The sequence below is a fragment of the Caulobacter sp. LARHSG274 genome, assembly GCF_052871235.1.
Window position 1 is genome coordinate 21,299 of sequence record NZ_JBIXJO010000029.1, and the last position, 13,413, is coordinate 34,711.

Annotated in this window: 13 protein-coding genes; 12 read left to right on the forward strand and 1 reads right to left on the reverse strand. The window is 69.3% G+C overall.

Translation table 11 applies throughout. The annotated features are described in order from the left end of the window. The first annotated feature begins 48 nt into the window (after nt 1-48). The 10 genes from ACIPQB_RS24995 to ACIPQB_RS25040 all read left to right on the forward strand — a co-directional run bounded on the left by ACIPQB_RS24995 (nt 49) and on the right by ACIPQB_RS25040 (nt 11,108). Entirely contained in the window at nt 49-3,294 is a 3,246-nt protein-coding gene (locus ACIPQB_RS24995) for an autotransporter outer membrane beta-barrel domain-containing protein (protein WP_446487959.1), read from the forward strand. Between the two features lie 226 nt (nt 3,295-3,520). Beyond that, complete coding sequence (locus ACIPQB_RS25000; RefSeq protein ID WP_446487960.1) at nt 3,521-4,969, forward strand: porin; 1,449 nt, start codon at nt 3,521-3,523, stop codon at nt 4,967-4,969. A gap of 60 nt (nt 4,970-5,029) precedes the next feature. Beyond that, nucleotides 5,030-6,082 carry a sulfate ABC transporter substrate-binding protein gene (locus ACIPQB_RS25005; protein WP_446487961.1) on the forward strand — a complete coding sequence of 351 codons (1,053 nt, stop codon included), beginning with the start codon at nt 5,030-5,032 and terminating at the stop codon, nt 6,080-6,082. A 142-nt stretch (nt 6,083-6,224) separates the two neighbouring features. After that, nucleotides 6,225-7,346: a histidine kinase dimerization/phosphoacceptor domain -containing protein gene (locus ACIPQB_RS25010; RefSeq protein ID WP_446487962.1), complete on the forward strand. Its 1,122-nt coding sequence runs from the start codon at nt 6,225-6,227 to the stop codon at nt 7,344-7,346. 19 nt (nt 7,347-7,365) lie between these two features. Further along, nucleotides 7,366-7,830, forward strand: coding sequence for a response regulator (locus tag ACIPQB_RS25015; protein ID WP_446487963.1), 465 nt, complete (start codon nt 7,366-7,368; stop codon nt 7,828-7,830). A gap of 1 nt (nt 7,831) precedes the next feature. Further along, entirely contained in the window at nt 7,832-8,107 is a 276-nt protein-coding gene (locus ACIPQB_RS25020) for a SemiSWEET family sugar transporter (RefSeq protein ID WP_446487964.1), read from the forward strand. Nucleotides 8,108-8,180: 73 nt separating this feature from the next. Beyond that, the gene (gene argB / locus ACIPQB_RS25025) at nt 8,181-9,095 is read left to right on the forward strand and encodes an acetylglutamate kinase (RefSeq protein ID WP_446487965.1); all 915 of its coding nucleotides are present in this window, start codon (nt 8,181-8,183) and stop codon (nt 9,093-9,095) included. After that, nucleotides 9,092-9,757 (forward strand): pyrimidine 5'-nucleotidase, encoded by a 666-nt coding sequence (locus ACIPQB_RS25030; protein ID WP_446487966.1) that lies wholly within the window; start codon nt 9,092-9,094, stop codon nt 9,755-9,757. The genes argB and ACIPQB_RS25030 overlap by 4 nt, the downstream gene beginning before the upstream one ends. Beyond that, nucleotides 9,754-10,599: a 2,3,4,5-tetrahydropyridine-2,6-dicarboxylate N-succinyltransferase gene (gene dapD, locus ACIPQB_RS25035; RefSeq protein WP_446487967.1), complete on the forward strand. Its 846-nt coding sequence runs from the start codon at nt 9,754-9,756 to the stop codon at nt 10,597-10,599. The genes ACIPQB_RS25030 and dapD overlap by 4 nt, the downstream gene beginning before the upstream one ends. 47 nt (nt 10,600-10,646) lie before the next feature. Continuing rightward, nucleotides 10,647-11,108, forward strand: coding sequence for a DUF805 domain-containing protein (locus ACIPQB_RS25040; protein WP_446487968.1), 462 nt, complete (start codon nt 10,647-10,649; stop codon nt 11,106-11,108). Between the two features lie 2 nt (nt 11,109-11,110). On the opposite strand, the gene ACIPQB_RS25045 is transcribed toward ACIPQB_RS25040, so the two are convergent. Beyond that, the gene (locus ACIPQB_RS25045; RefSeq protein ID WP_446487969.1) at nt 11,111-11,578 is read right to left on the reverse strand and encodes a cupin domain-containing protein; all 468 of its coding nucleotides are present in this window, start codon (nt 11,576-11,578) and stop codon (nt 11,111-11,113) included. A gap of 52 nt (nt 11,579-11,630) precedes the next feature. Here ACIPQB_RS25045 and dapE point away from each other — a divergent pair, with 52 nt between their 5' ends. Both dapE and ACIPQB_RS25055 read left to right on the forward strand, forming a co-directional pair. After that, nucleotides 11,631-12,800 carry a succinyl-diaminopimelate desuccinylase gene (gene dapE, locus ACIPQB_RS25050; RefSeq protein ID WP_446487970.1) on the forward strand — a complete coding sequence of 390 codons (1,170 nt, stop codon included), beginning with the start codon at nt 11,631-11,633 and terminating at the stop codon, nt 12,798-12,800. After that, the gene (locus tag ACIPQB_RS25055; RefSeq protein WP_446487971.1) at nt 12,800-13,240 is read left to right on the forward strand and encodes an EamA family transporter; all 441 of its coding nucleotides are present in this window, start codon (nt 12,800-12,802) and stop codon (nt 13,238-13,240) included. Before dapE ends, ACIPQB_RS25055 begins: the two co-directional genes overlap by 1 nt. Nucleotides 13,241-13,413: the final 173 nt, after the last annotated feature.

Consider the following 13,413-nt stretch of genomic DNA (forward strand, 5'->3'; position numbering starts at 1 on the left):
ACGTGCCGCAATCTGGGGTCTGGGTTTTTCTCCGAGGTGTCGTTCGTAATGCAGCGCAAGGTCCTGGTCGCGACAGTCGCAACCGCTCCTCTCCTGGCCATGGCGTTCGGCGCTTTTGCTGAGACCGTCGTCAACACGGCCCGGACGACGCCGATCGCCACGGCGACCGCGACCTCGGGCAACACGGCCGACGACGTGAAGATCGACGCCGCCGGCTCGATCAAGCCGACGGCGGCTGGGGCGATCGTCACGCTCAACAGCAACAACAAGGTCACCAACGCCGGCACCCTGGCGACGGTCGGGGTCGACAATTCGACCGGCGTCCTGATTCTGGGCGGCAATACCGGCTCGGTGACCAACTCGCTGGCGATCAGCCTGACCGAGGACTACACCGCTACCGACACCGACAGCGACGGCGATATCGACGGCAAGTTCGCCACCGGGACCGGCCGCTATGGGATCCGCTCGACCGGTCCGGGCGTGTTCACCGGCGACATCACCCAGGACTCCGCCGGCTCGATCACCATCGAGGGCAACAATTCGGCCGGCGTGTCGCTGGAAACCGGCCTGGTCGGCAACCTGACCACCAACGGCGCGATCGCCGTCACCGGCGACAACAGCTACGGCGTGCACGTGACCGGTCCGGTGACCGGCAAGGTCACCCAGGGCGGGTCGGTCACGGTTCTCGGCCAGAACGCCGTGGGCGTGGGCCTCGACGCCGATGTCAGCGGCGGCTTTGCCCTGCAGGGCTCGGTCTCGACCACCGGCTACCGCTACACCAGCCGCCCCAGCGAGACGGCGATCGGCAAGCTCGACGCCGACGACCTGCTGCAGGGCGGGCCGGCGGTGCGGATCGGCGGCGATGTCGGCGGCGGCGTGCTGCTGAACGGCCCGACCTTCTTGACCGTGGTCGACGGCACGACGACCACCACAACGACGATCACCTCGTCGACCACCGGCACCGGCGCGATCACTACCTATGGCGGCGCGCCGGCCCTGCTGATCGGCTCCGACACCCGCGCCGTCACCCTCGGCGCGGTCGGGACGGCCGACAACGCCTACGGCCTGGTCGCCAAGGGCGCGATCTCGGCCAGCGGCGTCTACGACAAGATCGCGGCCACCGCCGTGCAGATCGGCGGCCAGGCGAACCAGGCCACGACGCTGACGGGCGGCGCGCGCTTCGACAGCAGCGTCACCGCCAACGCCCGCGAGGCCAACGCCACCGGCGTCAATCTGACCAGCGGGGCCTCGGTCCCGTCGCTGTGGAACCGCGGCGTGATCAACGCCACCAGCGGGTCCTATGCTGGCTCGGTATCGACCGGCGACGCCCGCGCCCTGGTGATCAACGCCGGCGCCAACCTGACCAACCTGACCAACAACGGCTCGATCCAGGCCTCGCGCAGCGGCGAGACCGGCGACGCCATCGCCGTGCTCGACGCCTCCGGCACGCTGAAGACGATCACCAACACCGGCTCGATCCTCGCCCAGGTGGCCGCCCCCACCGCCAAGGCGGACGGCACGACCACCAGCACGGCGACCGCGGCCGGCACGGCCGTCGCCCTGGACCTGCGCGCCTCGACCGGCGGCGTCACCGTGACCCAGAAGTCGCCGGTCTCGACCGCCGCCACCACCACCTTCCCCAGCGGCGACACCGTCACCACGACGACCGCGACCGCGACCACCGGTACGCCGTCGATCCTCGGCGAGATCCGCTTCGGCTCGGGGGCGGACACCCTCGACCTGCAGAGCGGCGCGGTCATCGGGGCGGTCTCGTTCGGGGCCGGCGCCGACGTGCTGAGCCTGAGCAACGGCGCGACGATGATCGGCGCCTTGCGCGATTCGGACGGCCAACTGGCCATCAATGTCGGCAAGGGGTCGCTGGGCATCAGCAACGCCGAGACCATCAACGCCACCAGCCTGACCCTGGGGGCCGAGAGCAAGGTGGTGTTCACCGCCGATCCCGCCGCGGGGGCCAACACGCGGCTCAACGTTTCCGGCGCGGTCAATATCGCCTCCGGGGCCCAACTGGGCCTGCGCCTGACCGGCCTGCTGTCCGCCCCGACCAGCTACACCGTGATCACCGGCGGCAGCCTGACGGTCGGCACGCTGGGCCAGGACCTGCTGGGCGACGCGCCCTATCTGTACGTGGCCCAGAGCCGCTCCGACAGCAACAACGTCTATCTCGACGTGCGCCGGCGCACGGCGGCCGAGATCGGCATGAACCGCTCGCAGGCCTCGGCCTATGACGCGGTGTTCGGCGCCCTGGGCAAGGACACCAGCCTCGCCAACGCCTTCCTGACCCAGAACAGCAAGGACGGCCTGCTGGGCCTCTACAACCAGATGCTGCCCGATCAGGGCGAGGGGATGTTCGCGGCGCTGCAGAACGCCAACCAGGCGATCTCGGCCGCCACCGGCTACCGTCCCGATCCGGGCGACCGCTACGGCCCCGACAGCATCTGGATGCAGGAGATCAACACCCTGGTGCGCCGCGACACCGGCGACACGTTAGGGTCCGACACCCAGGCCTTCGGCTTCGTCGGCGGCTACGAGGCCATGGGCGACGCCGGCGGCGCCCTGGGCCTGACCCTGGCCTATGTCAGCGTCGAGGAACATGACATCGCCGCCAAGGTCGGCGAGCAGACCACCGGCAGCTTCGTGCAGCTGGGCGCCTATTGGCGGCGCGCGATCGGCGGCTGGCGGATGAACCTCGGCGGCGGCGGCGGCTATGGCTGGTACGACGGCGACCGGGTGTTCAATTCCGGCGACCTCAACAACGACGGCGCCGCCGACGTGGTCCGCCACAGCCAGGCGCAGTGGAACGGCGCGACGCTCAACGCCTTCGCCGGCACGGCCTACGAGGCCAAGTTCGGCCGCTACTTCGTCCGTCCCGAGGGCCGGCTCGACTATCTGTGGCTGCGCGACGGCCAGCGCAAGGAAACCGGCGGCGGCGACGGCTTCGACCTGATCGTCAAGCGGCGCACCTCGAGCAGCCTGACCGCTGACGCCGGCGTCGTGCTGGGCGCCGATTTCGGCCGCGCCTTCTGGTGGCGTCCCGAAGTCCGGGTCGGCTACCGCCAGACGGTGGCGGGCAAGATCGGCGACACGGTGGCCAACTTCACCGGCGGCGCGCCCTTCACCCTGGCGGCGATGGACGACAAGCAAGGCGCGGTGACCCTGGGCTTCGCGATCCGGGCCGGCACGCCGATGTCGTACCTGGCCCTGGAAGCCAACGCCGAGGCCGCCAAGAAGCAGAAGCGCTACAATCTCAAGCTCATCGGCCGGGCGATGTTCTAGCGCCGGAGGCGCCCGGACGGACCATCCGAGCGAACGCCGATCGATCAAGCCCGCGCCTCGGCGCGGGCTTTTTCGTTTGGGTTTCAGGGACTTAGGCCGAAGGCGATCCCGAGCCTGAAGGAAAACTCAAAGGCCCGCCCTCTAATCTCTATTTGAACTGTAGGAATAATCGTCTTTCGTCCCGGTCAACATCGGCGCCGCCAAGGCGTCCTGAGGGGACAAAAGCATGACCAGAACCCGGATCGCCCTGCGGGCCGCCCTGATCGGCGGCGCGTCGCTGCTCGCCATGACCGGCGCGGCCCACGCCCAGACCGCCCAGACGCCCGAGCAGCAGCAGGTTCGCATCGAGGCCCTGGAGGCCCAGCTCCAAGCCCTGTCCAGCCAGATCGCCGACCTCAAGGCCGCGACCGCCGCCAGCCTCAAGGACGTCCGCACCGCCCAGGCGGCCACCACCGTCAGCATCGCCGGCGGCAAGCCGACCATCGCCTCGGGCGACGGCGCCTTCAGCGCCACGGTCCATGCGGTGATGCAGCTGGATGCGGCTTGGTACAACCAGGACAGCGGCCTGCCGGCCTCGGTCGCCACCGGCCGCGACCTCAACAGCGGCACCAATTTCCGCCGCGCCCGGCTGGGCGTCGACGGCAAGGCGTTCAAGAACTTCGACTACGGGGTCCTGCTCGACTTCGGCGGCGCCGGAACGGACGGCGCGGGCCAGCTGCAGGAGCTTTACCTGCAATACAACTACGCGCCCTTCAAGGTGAAGGTCGGGGCCTTCGCGCCGAACCTGGGCCTGGAGGACGCGGCCTCGACCAACGGCTCGCTGTTCCCCGAGCGCCCGTCCGGCGCCGAGGCGGCCCGCTCCCTGGCCGGCGCCGACCGCCGCATCTCGCTGCAGGCCCAGGCCGTGGGCGAGCGTTGGCTGGTGTCGGGCGCGATCACCGGGGCCAAGGCCGGCGACGGCGCCAGCTTCGACGAACAGCTGGGCTATGTCGGCCGCGTCGCCTTCGTGCCGCTCAAGGGCTATGACTGGCTGGTCCATGTCGGCGCCAACGCCAGCCTAGTGGCCCAGCCCGCCCAGACCGCGCTGGCCGGCGCCTATCCGATCACCGTCCAGGACCGGCCCGAGCTGCGGGTCGACGGGACCCAGCTGGTCAGCAGCGGCGCGATCGACTCCTCCGGCGCCCGCCACTACGGCCTCGAACTGGCCGCCCAGAAAAAGAACCTGCTGATCCAGGGCGAATATTTCGACATCGCCCTCGACCGTCGCAACCGCGCCGCCAACGTCTCCGATCCGAAGTTCACCGGCTGGTATGTCGAGGGCGGCTGGGTGCTGACCGGCGAGGCCCGCAAGTACAACCCGGCCAATTTCGCCTTCGACGCTCCCGCCATCGACAATCCCTTCGATCCCAAGGCGGGCAAGTGGGGCGCCTGGGAACTGGTCGCCCGCTATTCGGTGCTCGACCTGAACCACCACGAATATTCGACCGTGGCGGCCGACCGGGTGCGCGGCGGCCTGCAGGAGATCGTCTCGGCCGGCGTCAACTGGTTCCCCAATTCGGTGACCAAGTTCTCGCTGGACTATCTGGACGTCGACGTCGACCGTCGCGACGCCGCCGGCCTCCAGGCCGGCCAGAGCTACAAGGCCATCAACCTGCGCAGCCAGTATGCGTTCTAGTCACGACGCCCTTCGATCGTTCCGCCGTTCAAGACCCACACCTCATCAGAGCGACATGCCATGACCCACGATCTGAAGATCCCGACGCGCCGCGGCCTGCTCGGTACGGCCGCCGCCGGGGCCGCGGCCCTGGCCGTCCCCGCCGCCCTGGCCGGCGCCGCCCAGGCCCAGGGGACCAAGCCGCTGACCCTGCTGAACGTCAGCTATGACCCGACCCGCGAACTCTACAAGGACGTCAACGCCGCCTACGCCAAGTACTGGAAGGACAAGGTCGGCCAGGACCTGATCATCAACCAGAGCCACGGCGGCTCGGGCAAGCAGGCCCGCTCGGTGATCGACGGTCTGCAGGCCGACGTGGTCACCCTGGCCCTGGCCTACGACATCGACGAGATCGCCGCCAAGGCCAAGCTGCTGCCCGCCAACTGGCAGTCGCGCCTGCCCGACAACTCGACCCCCTACACCTCGACGATCGTCTTCCTGGTCCGCAAGGGCAATCCCTGGAAGATCAAGGACTGGGGCGACCTGATCAAGCCGGGTATCGACGTCATCACCCCCAATCCGAAGACCTCGGGCGGGGCGCGCTGGAACTATCTGGCCGCCTGGGCCTGGGCGCTGAAGCAGCCGGGCGGCAGCCCCGCCAAGGCCGAGGCCTATGTCACCGAGCTGTTCAAGCACGTGCCGGTGCTCGACACCGGGGCGCGCGGCGCGACCACCAGCTTCACCCAGCGCGGCCTGGGCGATGCGCTGCTGTCCTGGGAGAACGAGGCCTACCTGGCGCAGGAAGAACTGCCGGGGAAGTTCGACATCGTCTATCCGTCGCTGTCGATCCTGGCCGAGCCGCCGGTGGCCCTGGTCGACCGCAATGTCGACCGCCGCAAGACCCGCACGGCGGCCGAGGGCTATCTGAACTTCCTCTACAGCCCGATCGCCCAGGATCTGATCGGCAAGAACTACTACCGCCCGCGCAACCCGGCCGCGGCGGCCAAGTACGCGGGCCGCTTCAAGAAGATCCCGCTGGTGACCATCGACGACACCTTCGGCGGCTGGAAGAAGGCCCAGGCGACCCATTTCGCCGACGGCGGCGTCTTCGACCGGATCTATCGCCCGAAATAGCGCCCGCGCGCCAACCCATCGGCCAGGCGGCGGAAACCCGACAAGGGTTTCCGCCGTCCTCGGTTTGGGCCAATGTCGGGAACCCGCCCCCCGAACCCGCGTTCCGGGAACCATGGGGATAGGCCGGGCCGGCGCTTCGAGGATGTCAGACTTCATGCAGGCGGAGCGGGCCGCGGATCTGTTGGCCGCTGAGCACGGCGTGGGCGATCCCTTCGCCGCGGCCGTGCGTGCGACCCGCACGGCCATCACCATCGCCGACGCCAAGCAGAGCGACCACCCGATCATCTTCGTCAACGACGCCTTCCTGGCCCTGACCGGCTATGACCGCGACGAGGTGATCGGCCGCAACTGCCGCTTCCTGCAGGGCCAGGACAGCGATCCGGACGAGGTGGACCGGCTGCGGCGCGCCATCGCCGGCGGCGACGAGGTCGAGACCGAGATCCTCAACTACCGCAGGGACGGCTCCAGCTTCTGGAACGCCCTGCACCTGTGCCCGGTGCGCGACCGGACCGGCCAGGTCGCCTATTTCGTCGGCTCGCAGCTGGACGTCAGCGACCGCAGGCGGGTCGAGTTCGAGTTGGGCGACACCCGCCAGCGCCTGGAGGCGGCCGTTGAAGAGCGCACCCGCGAACTGACCCAGGCCCTGGAGCAGAAGACCGCCCTGCTTCACGAGGTCGATCATCGGGTCAAGAACAACCTCCAGCTCATCTCCTCGCTGCTGCTGCTGCAGAACCGCCGCGTCACCGATCCGGCGGTCAAGGCCTCGCTGCGCGGCATGCTGGAGCGGGTCAGCGCCATCGCCACCGTCCATCGCCGCCTGTTCCAGAGCGAGGATGTCGAGCGCTTCGACGTCTCGGCCTTCGTCCGCGACCTGGTCAGCGACATGGTCGGCGGGGCCCGGCGCGACGACATCCAGGTCAAGCTCGACCTGCAGCGGGTCGACATCGCCGCCTCCAAGGCCGCGCCCCTGGCCCTGGTGATCAGCGAACTGTTCTCCAACGCCCTGCGCCACGCCTTTCCGACCGGACGAGGCGGCGAAATCTTCGTCGGCGTCGCCCGCGCCGACGGCGATCTACGGATCGAAATCGCCGATGACGGCGTTGGGATAGAAAACGCCGCAAAGCCTGGCGACTCGGGAGCGGGATTCGGCCTGACGATCATTCAGCTGCTTTGCCAGCAGTTGAAGGCGCGCGCCGAGACCAGCTCCACGGAATCCGGGACCCGCGTCGTGGTGCATCTGCCCGTCAATGGCGCGCAGACCTGAGGGAAGGTTGGATCTGGTGATGACCGAGCGCCCGCTCGACGTGCTGATCGTGGAGGACGAGGTCCTGCTGGCCACCGAGCTGGAGTTCCTGCTCGACGAGGTCGGCTGCCATCCGGTCGGCCACGCCATGAGTTTGGACGAGGCCGTGGCCATGGCCGCCGACCTGCATCCCGACCTAGCTCTGGTCGACGTGCACCTGCGCGACGGCCCGACTGGGGTCGATGTCGCCCGGCGGATTCACGACGACTGCGGCGGCGTCGCCCTGTTCATGACCGCCAACGTCAAGCGCCTGCCCGCCGACTTCGCCGGCGCCTGCGGGGTGATCGGCAAGCCCTATTCGCAGCACGGCGTGCGGACAGCCCTGTCCTACCTGACCGTCTGCCTGCGCGACGGCCGGGCTCCGGGACCGCCGCCGATCGGGCTGGAGCTGGCCCCCGCCTATGCCCGTCGCTGGGGGCTGAACCAGCTGCACCCCGCCGCCTGAGGTGGACATCCGCGCCCTGGCCGTCGCGGTCGGGACGGCCGCCGCCCTGCTGTCGATCACCAGCTTCGCGCCGCAGATCGTCAAGATCTGGCGCGAGAAGGACGCCTCGTCGGTGTCGCTGCGCACCTATGTCGTCACGGTGACGGGCTTCTGCTGCTGGATCGCCTATGGGGTCCTGATCGGGGCCTGGCCGGTGATCGCGTCCAATCTGGCCTGCCTGCTGATGTCCGGCGCGGTGCTGATCCTCAAGCGACGGTTCGACCGCGACGACCGCTGAGTTCAGGCGACGCGTGACAGGGGGGGCGGGGTCCGCTATCGAAGCGCGCCTTTCGCCTTACAGGACCGCCGCCTTGAACGACGTCGCCGAGGAAGCGGGCTGGGCCACCGCCAAGACCCTGGCCGAAGCCCTGCCCTATATCCAGATCTACGACCGCGAGACGGTGGTGATCAAATATGGCGGCCACGCCATGGGCCAGGAGCAGGTGGCCAAGCTGTTCGCGGCCGACGCCGTGCTGCTCAAGCTCTTGGGCGTCCACCCGGTGGTGGTGCATGGCGGCGGCCCGCAGATCAGCCGCATGCTCGACAAGGCCGGCGTCAAGTCGACCTTCGTCGACGGCCTGCGGGTCACCGACGAAGCGACCATGGAGGTCGCCGAGATGGTGCTGTCGGGCGCCATCAACAAGGAAATCGCCAACTGGATCACCCTGGCCGGGGCCGAGGCCGATGTCCGCGGCGTGGGCCTGTCGGGCAAGGACGCCCGGATGATCACCGCCGAGAAGGTGACCCGCACCCGCAAGGATCCGGACAGCAACATCGAGCAGGCCGTCGACCTGGGCTTCGTGGGCGAGCCGACCAAGATCGACCCGCACATCATCCAGGCGCTGCTGACCTCGGAGACCGACTACATTCCCGTGATTGCGCCGATCGGCGTGTCGGTCGAGGGCCAGACCTTCAACATCAACGCCGACACCGTGGCCGGCGCCCTGGCCGGGGCGCTGAAGGCCAAGCGCATGCTGATGCTGACCGACATCGCCGGCGTGCTCGACGCCAATGGCGAGCTGATCCGCCAGATGAGCCTGGCCGAGGCCCGCGAGCTGATCGCCACCGGCGTGGCCAGCGGCGGCATGATCCCCAAGCTGGAAAACGCCATCCATGCGGTGGAGTCCGGCGTCGAGGCCGTGGTCATCCTCGACGGCCGCCGTCCCCACGCCATGCTGGTCGAACTGTTCAGCGAGCACGGCGCGGGCACGCTGATCTCGAAATGAACGCCGACCTCGCCCATGTCGAGACCTGGCTGTTCGATCTCGACAACACCCTCTATCCGGCCGAATGCGAGTTCATGGCCCTGATCGAGGGCAAGATGACCGACTTCATGGAGAAGGCCACCGGCCTGCCGCGCGACGAGGCGCGGGCGATCCAGAAGCGCTACTACCACGAGCACGGCACCACACTGGCCGGACTGATGGCTCATCACGGCATCGCGCCCAAGGCCTTCCTGGACGAGGTGCACGACGTCTCGATGGACTGCCTGACGCCCGATCCGGCCTTGCAGGCGGCGATCGCGGCCCTGCCCGGGCGGCGGCTGATCTTCACCAACGGCTCGCTCGGTCATGCCGAGCGGGTGCTGGGCCATCTGGGCCTGGCCCAGCTGTTCGAGGACGTCTTCGCCATCGAGACCGCCGACTACCTGCCCAAGCCGGCCATGGCCACCTTCCAGAAGGTGGTCGCCCGCCACGGCTTCGCCCCGCCGGCCACGGCCTTCTTCGAGGACAGCGAGAAGAACCTCGCCCCCGCCGCCCTGCTGGGCATGACCACCGTCCTGGTCGGCGCCGACGCGGCCGCCTCGACCGCCGACTTCGTCCACCACCGCACGAACGACCTCGCCGGCTTCCTCAGCTCGGCGCGCCTGAAGGATAGCCTCCAATGACCAGCCTGCCGCTCGCCGACCTGCAGACCGAGATCGAAGCCGCCTGGGAAGCCCGCGACGGCGTCTCCACCGCCACCACCGGCCCGGTGCGCACCGCGGTCGAGGAGACCCTGCTGCTGATCGACGCCGGCAAGGCCCGGGTCTCGGAAAAGATCGACGGCGAATGGACCACCCACCAGTGGCTGAAGAAGGCCGTGCTGCTGTCGTTCCGCCTCAACCCCAACAGCATCATGCGCGCCGGCTCGCTGGGCGGGGCGGTCGGCCCGTGGTGGGACAAGGTTCCCAACAAGTTCGACGGCTGGGAAGCGCCGCAGTTCGAGGCCGCCGGCTTCCGCGCCGTGCCCGGCTCGATCGTCCGCCGCGGGGCCTTCGTCGGCAGGAACGTCATCCTGATGCCGTCCTTCGTCAATATCGGCGCCTATGTCGACGAGGCCACCATGGTCGACACCTGGGTGACGGTCGGCTCCTGCGCCCAGATCGGCAAGCGGGTCCACCTGTCGGGCGGCGTCGGCATCGGCGGCGTGCTTGAGCCCCTGCAGGCCAATCCGACCATCATCGAGGACGACTGCTTCATCGGCGCCCGCTCCGAAGTGGTCGAGGGCGTGGTGGTCGGCGAGGGTTCGGTCCTGTCGATGGGGGTGTTCCTCTCGGCCTCGACCAAGATCATCGACCGCGCCACCGGGACGGTCCACATCGGCAAGGTGCCGCCCTACAGCGTCGTCGTCCCCGGCAACCTGCCCGACCCCAAGGGCGGCCCGAGCCTCTACTGCGCGGTGATCGTCAAGACGGTCGACGCCAAGACCCGGTCGAAGACCTCGATCAACGACCTGCTGCGGGACTAGTCAGCTCGCAACCCCCACCTTAAGCTGTGCTGGGTAGGGGCGAGGGCATGATGGAACGCTTGCGACGCGTGTTCGATGTTTCCGGCCGTGTGTCGCGGCTGGGCTTTTGGCGGTTTCAGGTGGTCCAGGCCCTGGCCGCGGCCGTGATCTGGTGCCTGACCATGTTCGCGACCATGGCCGGAGGGTGGCTGGGCCTGGCGCCGCTGCTGCTGATCGTTCCCATCGTGGCGGCGGCGATCTATGTGGGCATAAGGCGGCTGCACGACCGCAACCGATCCGGCTGGTGGATATTGCCGTTCAGCATCGGCCCCTATCTGCTGTTGGGGACCGCCCACCTGTTCGGCGACCTGGGATCGCTCGGCGTGCTGGCGGGCCTGCCGCTGTCGCTGGGCGGGGTGGCCCTGGCGGTCTGGTCGTGGATCGAGCTGGGCTTTCGCCGCGGCACCAGCGGCCCGAACCGATTCGGCCCGCCGCCCGCCTCCAACCGGGCCTGGCTGGCCACGGCCTGAGCCTAGGGGGAGACACGATAGGGCGTCCCGCCCCGCCGCCGGTAGAAGTCCTCCCCCGCCCGCGCGACCATATCGATGTCGGGATACGCGCAGTTGTCCTGGTCCGGTCGGCGCGAGCCGATTTCCAGCAGCACCGCCTCTCGGTCGGAGCGGTTCTGCAGATGGTGGCCATTGGCGACTCCGGCCTTGAAACCGGCGCAGTCGCCGGCCCGCAGGACCGTCTCGCCGTCGTTCTCGACCAGCACCACCTCGCCCTCGACCACGAAGACGAACTCGTCCTCGGCGCTGTGCCAATGGCGCTGGCTGCTCCACTGGCCGGGCGGCAGGCGCATCAGGTTGACCCCGAACTGGTCGAGCCCGGCCGCGTCGCCCAGGGCCCGGCGGCGGCGGCCGCGGCAGGGCTCGTCGAAGGGCGGCGGATAGTTGCTCCCGACGCGGAGCGGGGCGGCGTCGATGTCGATCTTGGGCATGGCGGCCTTCTCGGGTTTGCGTCAGCGCACGGGGGAGCCTAAAGCCAGGGCGATGACCGACACCAGTCCCTCCCTCGCCGCCCTGGCCCTCGATCCCGTCGCCCTGGCCCAGGCGCTGATCCGCCGTCCGTCGGTGACCCCGGCCGACGAAGGGGCGATGGACGTGCTGCAGCGGCAGCTGGAGGCCCTGGGCTTCACCTGTCGCCGGATGAGGTTCGGCGACATCGAGAACCTCTACGCCCGGCGCGGGACGGCGCGGCCGAACCTGTGCTTCGCCGGCCATACCGACGTGGTGCCGGTCGGCGACGCCGAGGCGTGGACCCTGCAGCCGTTCGAGGCCGAGATCCGTGACGGCGTGCTCTACGGCCGCGGCGCGGTCGACATGAAGAGCGCCATCGCCGCCTTCGTCGCCGCCGTCTCCAACCTGCCCGCCGAGCTGCCGGGCTCGCTGAGCTTCCTGATCACCGGCGACGAGGAGGGCGTGGCCGAGCACGGCACCGTCAAGGTCGTCCAGGCACTGGCCGCCGAGGGCGAGGTCATCGACCACTGCATCGTCGGCGAGCCGACCAGCGCCGCCCTGCTGGGCGACATGGTCAAGATCGGCCGGCGCGGCAGCATCAACGCCTGGATCGCCGTCGACGGCCGCCAGGGCCACGTGGCTTATCCGCATCGCGCCGCCAATCCGATCCCGGTGCTGGTCGACATCCTCTCGCGCCTGCAGTCGCGGGTGCTGGACGAGGGCTATGAGGGCTTCCAGCCGTCGAACCTGGAGATCACCACGGTCGATGTCGGCAACACCGCCACCAACGTCATCCCGGCCAGCGCCAAGGCCCGGATCAACATCCGCTTCAACCCCGCCCACCAGGGCAAGGACCTGGCCGCCTGGATCGAACACGAGTGCCGCGAGGCCGCCGAGGGTTTCTCGGGCCGGGTCGAGGCCCTGTGCAAGATCAGCGGCGAGGCCTTCCTGACCCAGCCCGGGGCCTTCACCGACGTCATCGTCGCCGCGGTCGGCGACGCCACCGGCCGCACGCCGGAGCTATCGACCACCGGCGGCACCAGCGACGCCCGCTTCATCCGCGCCCTCTGCCCGGTGGTCGAGTTCGGCCTCGTGGGAGCGACCATGCACGCGGTCGATGAACGGGTCCCGGTCCAGGAGGTCCGCGACCTGGCCAAAATCTACCAGGCCCTGATCGGCCGCTATTTCGCGGCGTTCGCCTGATGGGCCGCGCGGCCCTGGCGAGCTGGCCCTTCTGGGCGCTGGCCTCGGCGGTGTTCGCGGCCCTGACCGCCATCCTGGCCAAGGTCGGGATCGACGGCGTCGGCTCCAACCTGGCCACGTTCATCCGCACCGTGGTGATCCTGGGCTTCGCGGGCCTGATCCTCACCGTGGCCGGCGAGTGGCGCGCGCCGGGCTCGATCGCCCCGCGCTCGTGGCTGTTCCTGGTGCTGTCGGGCCTGGCCACGGGGGCTTCGTGGCTGTGCTACTTCCGAGCCCTGAAGCTGGGCGAGGCGGCCAAGGTCGCGCCGATCGACAAGCTGTCGGTGGTGTTCGTGGCGATCATCGCCGCCGTGTTCCTGGGCGAGAAGCTGTCGCGGCTGAACTGGCTGGGCGTGGCCCTGATCGCGACGGGGGCGGTACTGGTGGCGGTGCGGGTCTAGTGTCCCGGTTCAAAAGTTCGCCAACTCAGGATTGCTCGACGGGCGCGTTGTAGACGCAGAACCGCTCGATGGATGCGAGGATGTCGTCGGCGGACTTGGTCCAGCGGAACGGCTTTGGGTCGGCGTTGTGGCGGTTGATGAAGTCTGAGATGTCGGCTTGGAGATCGGTGACG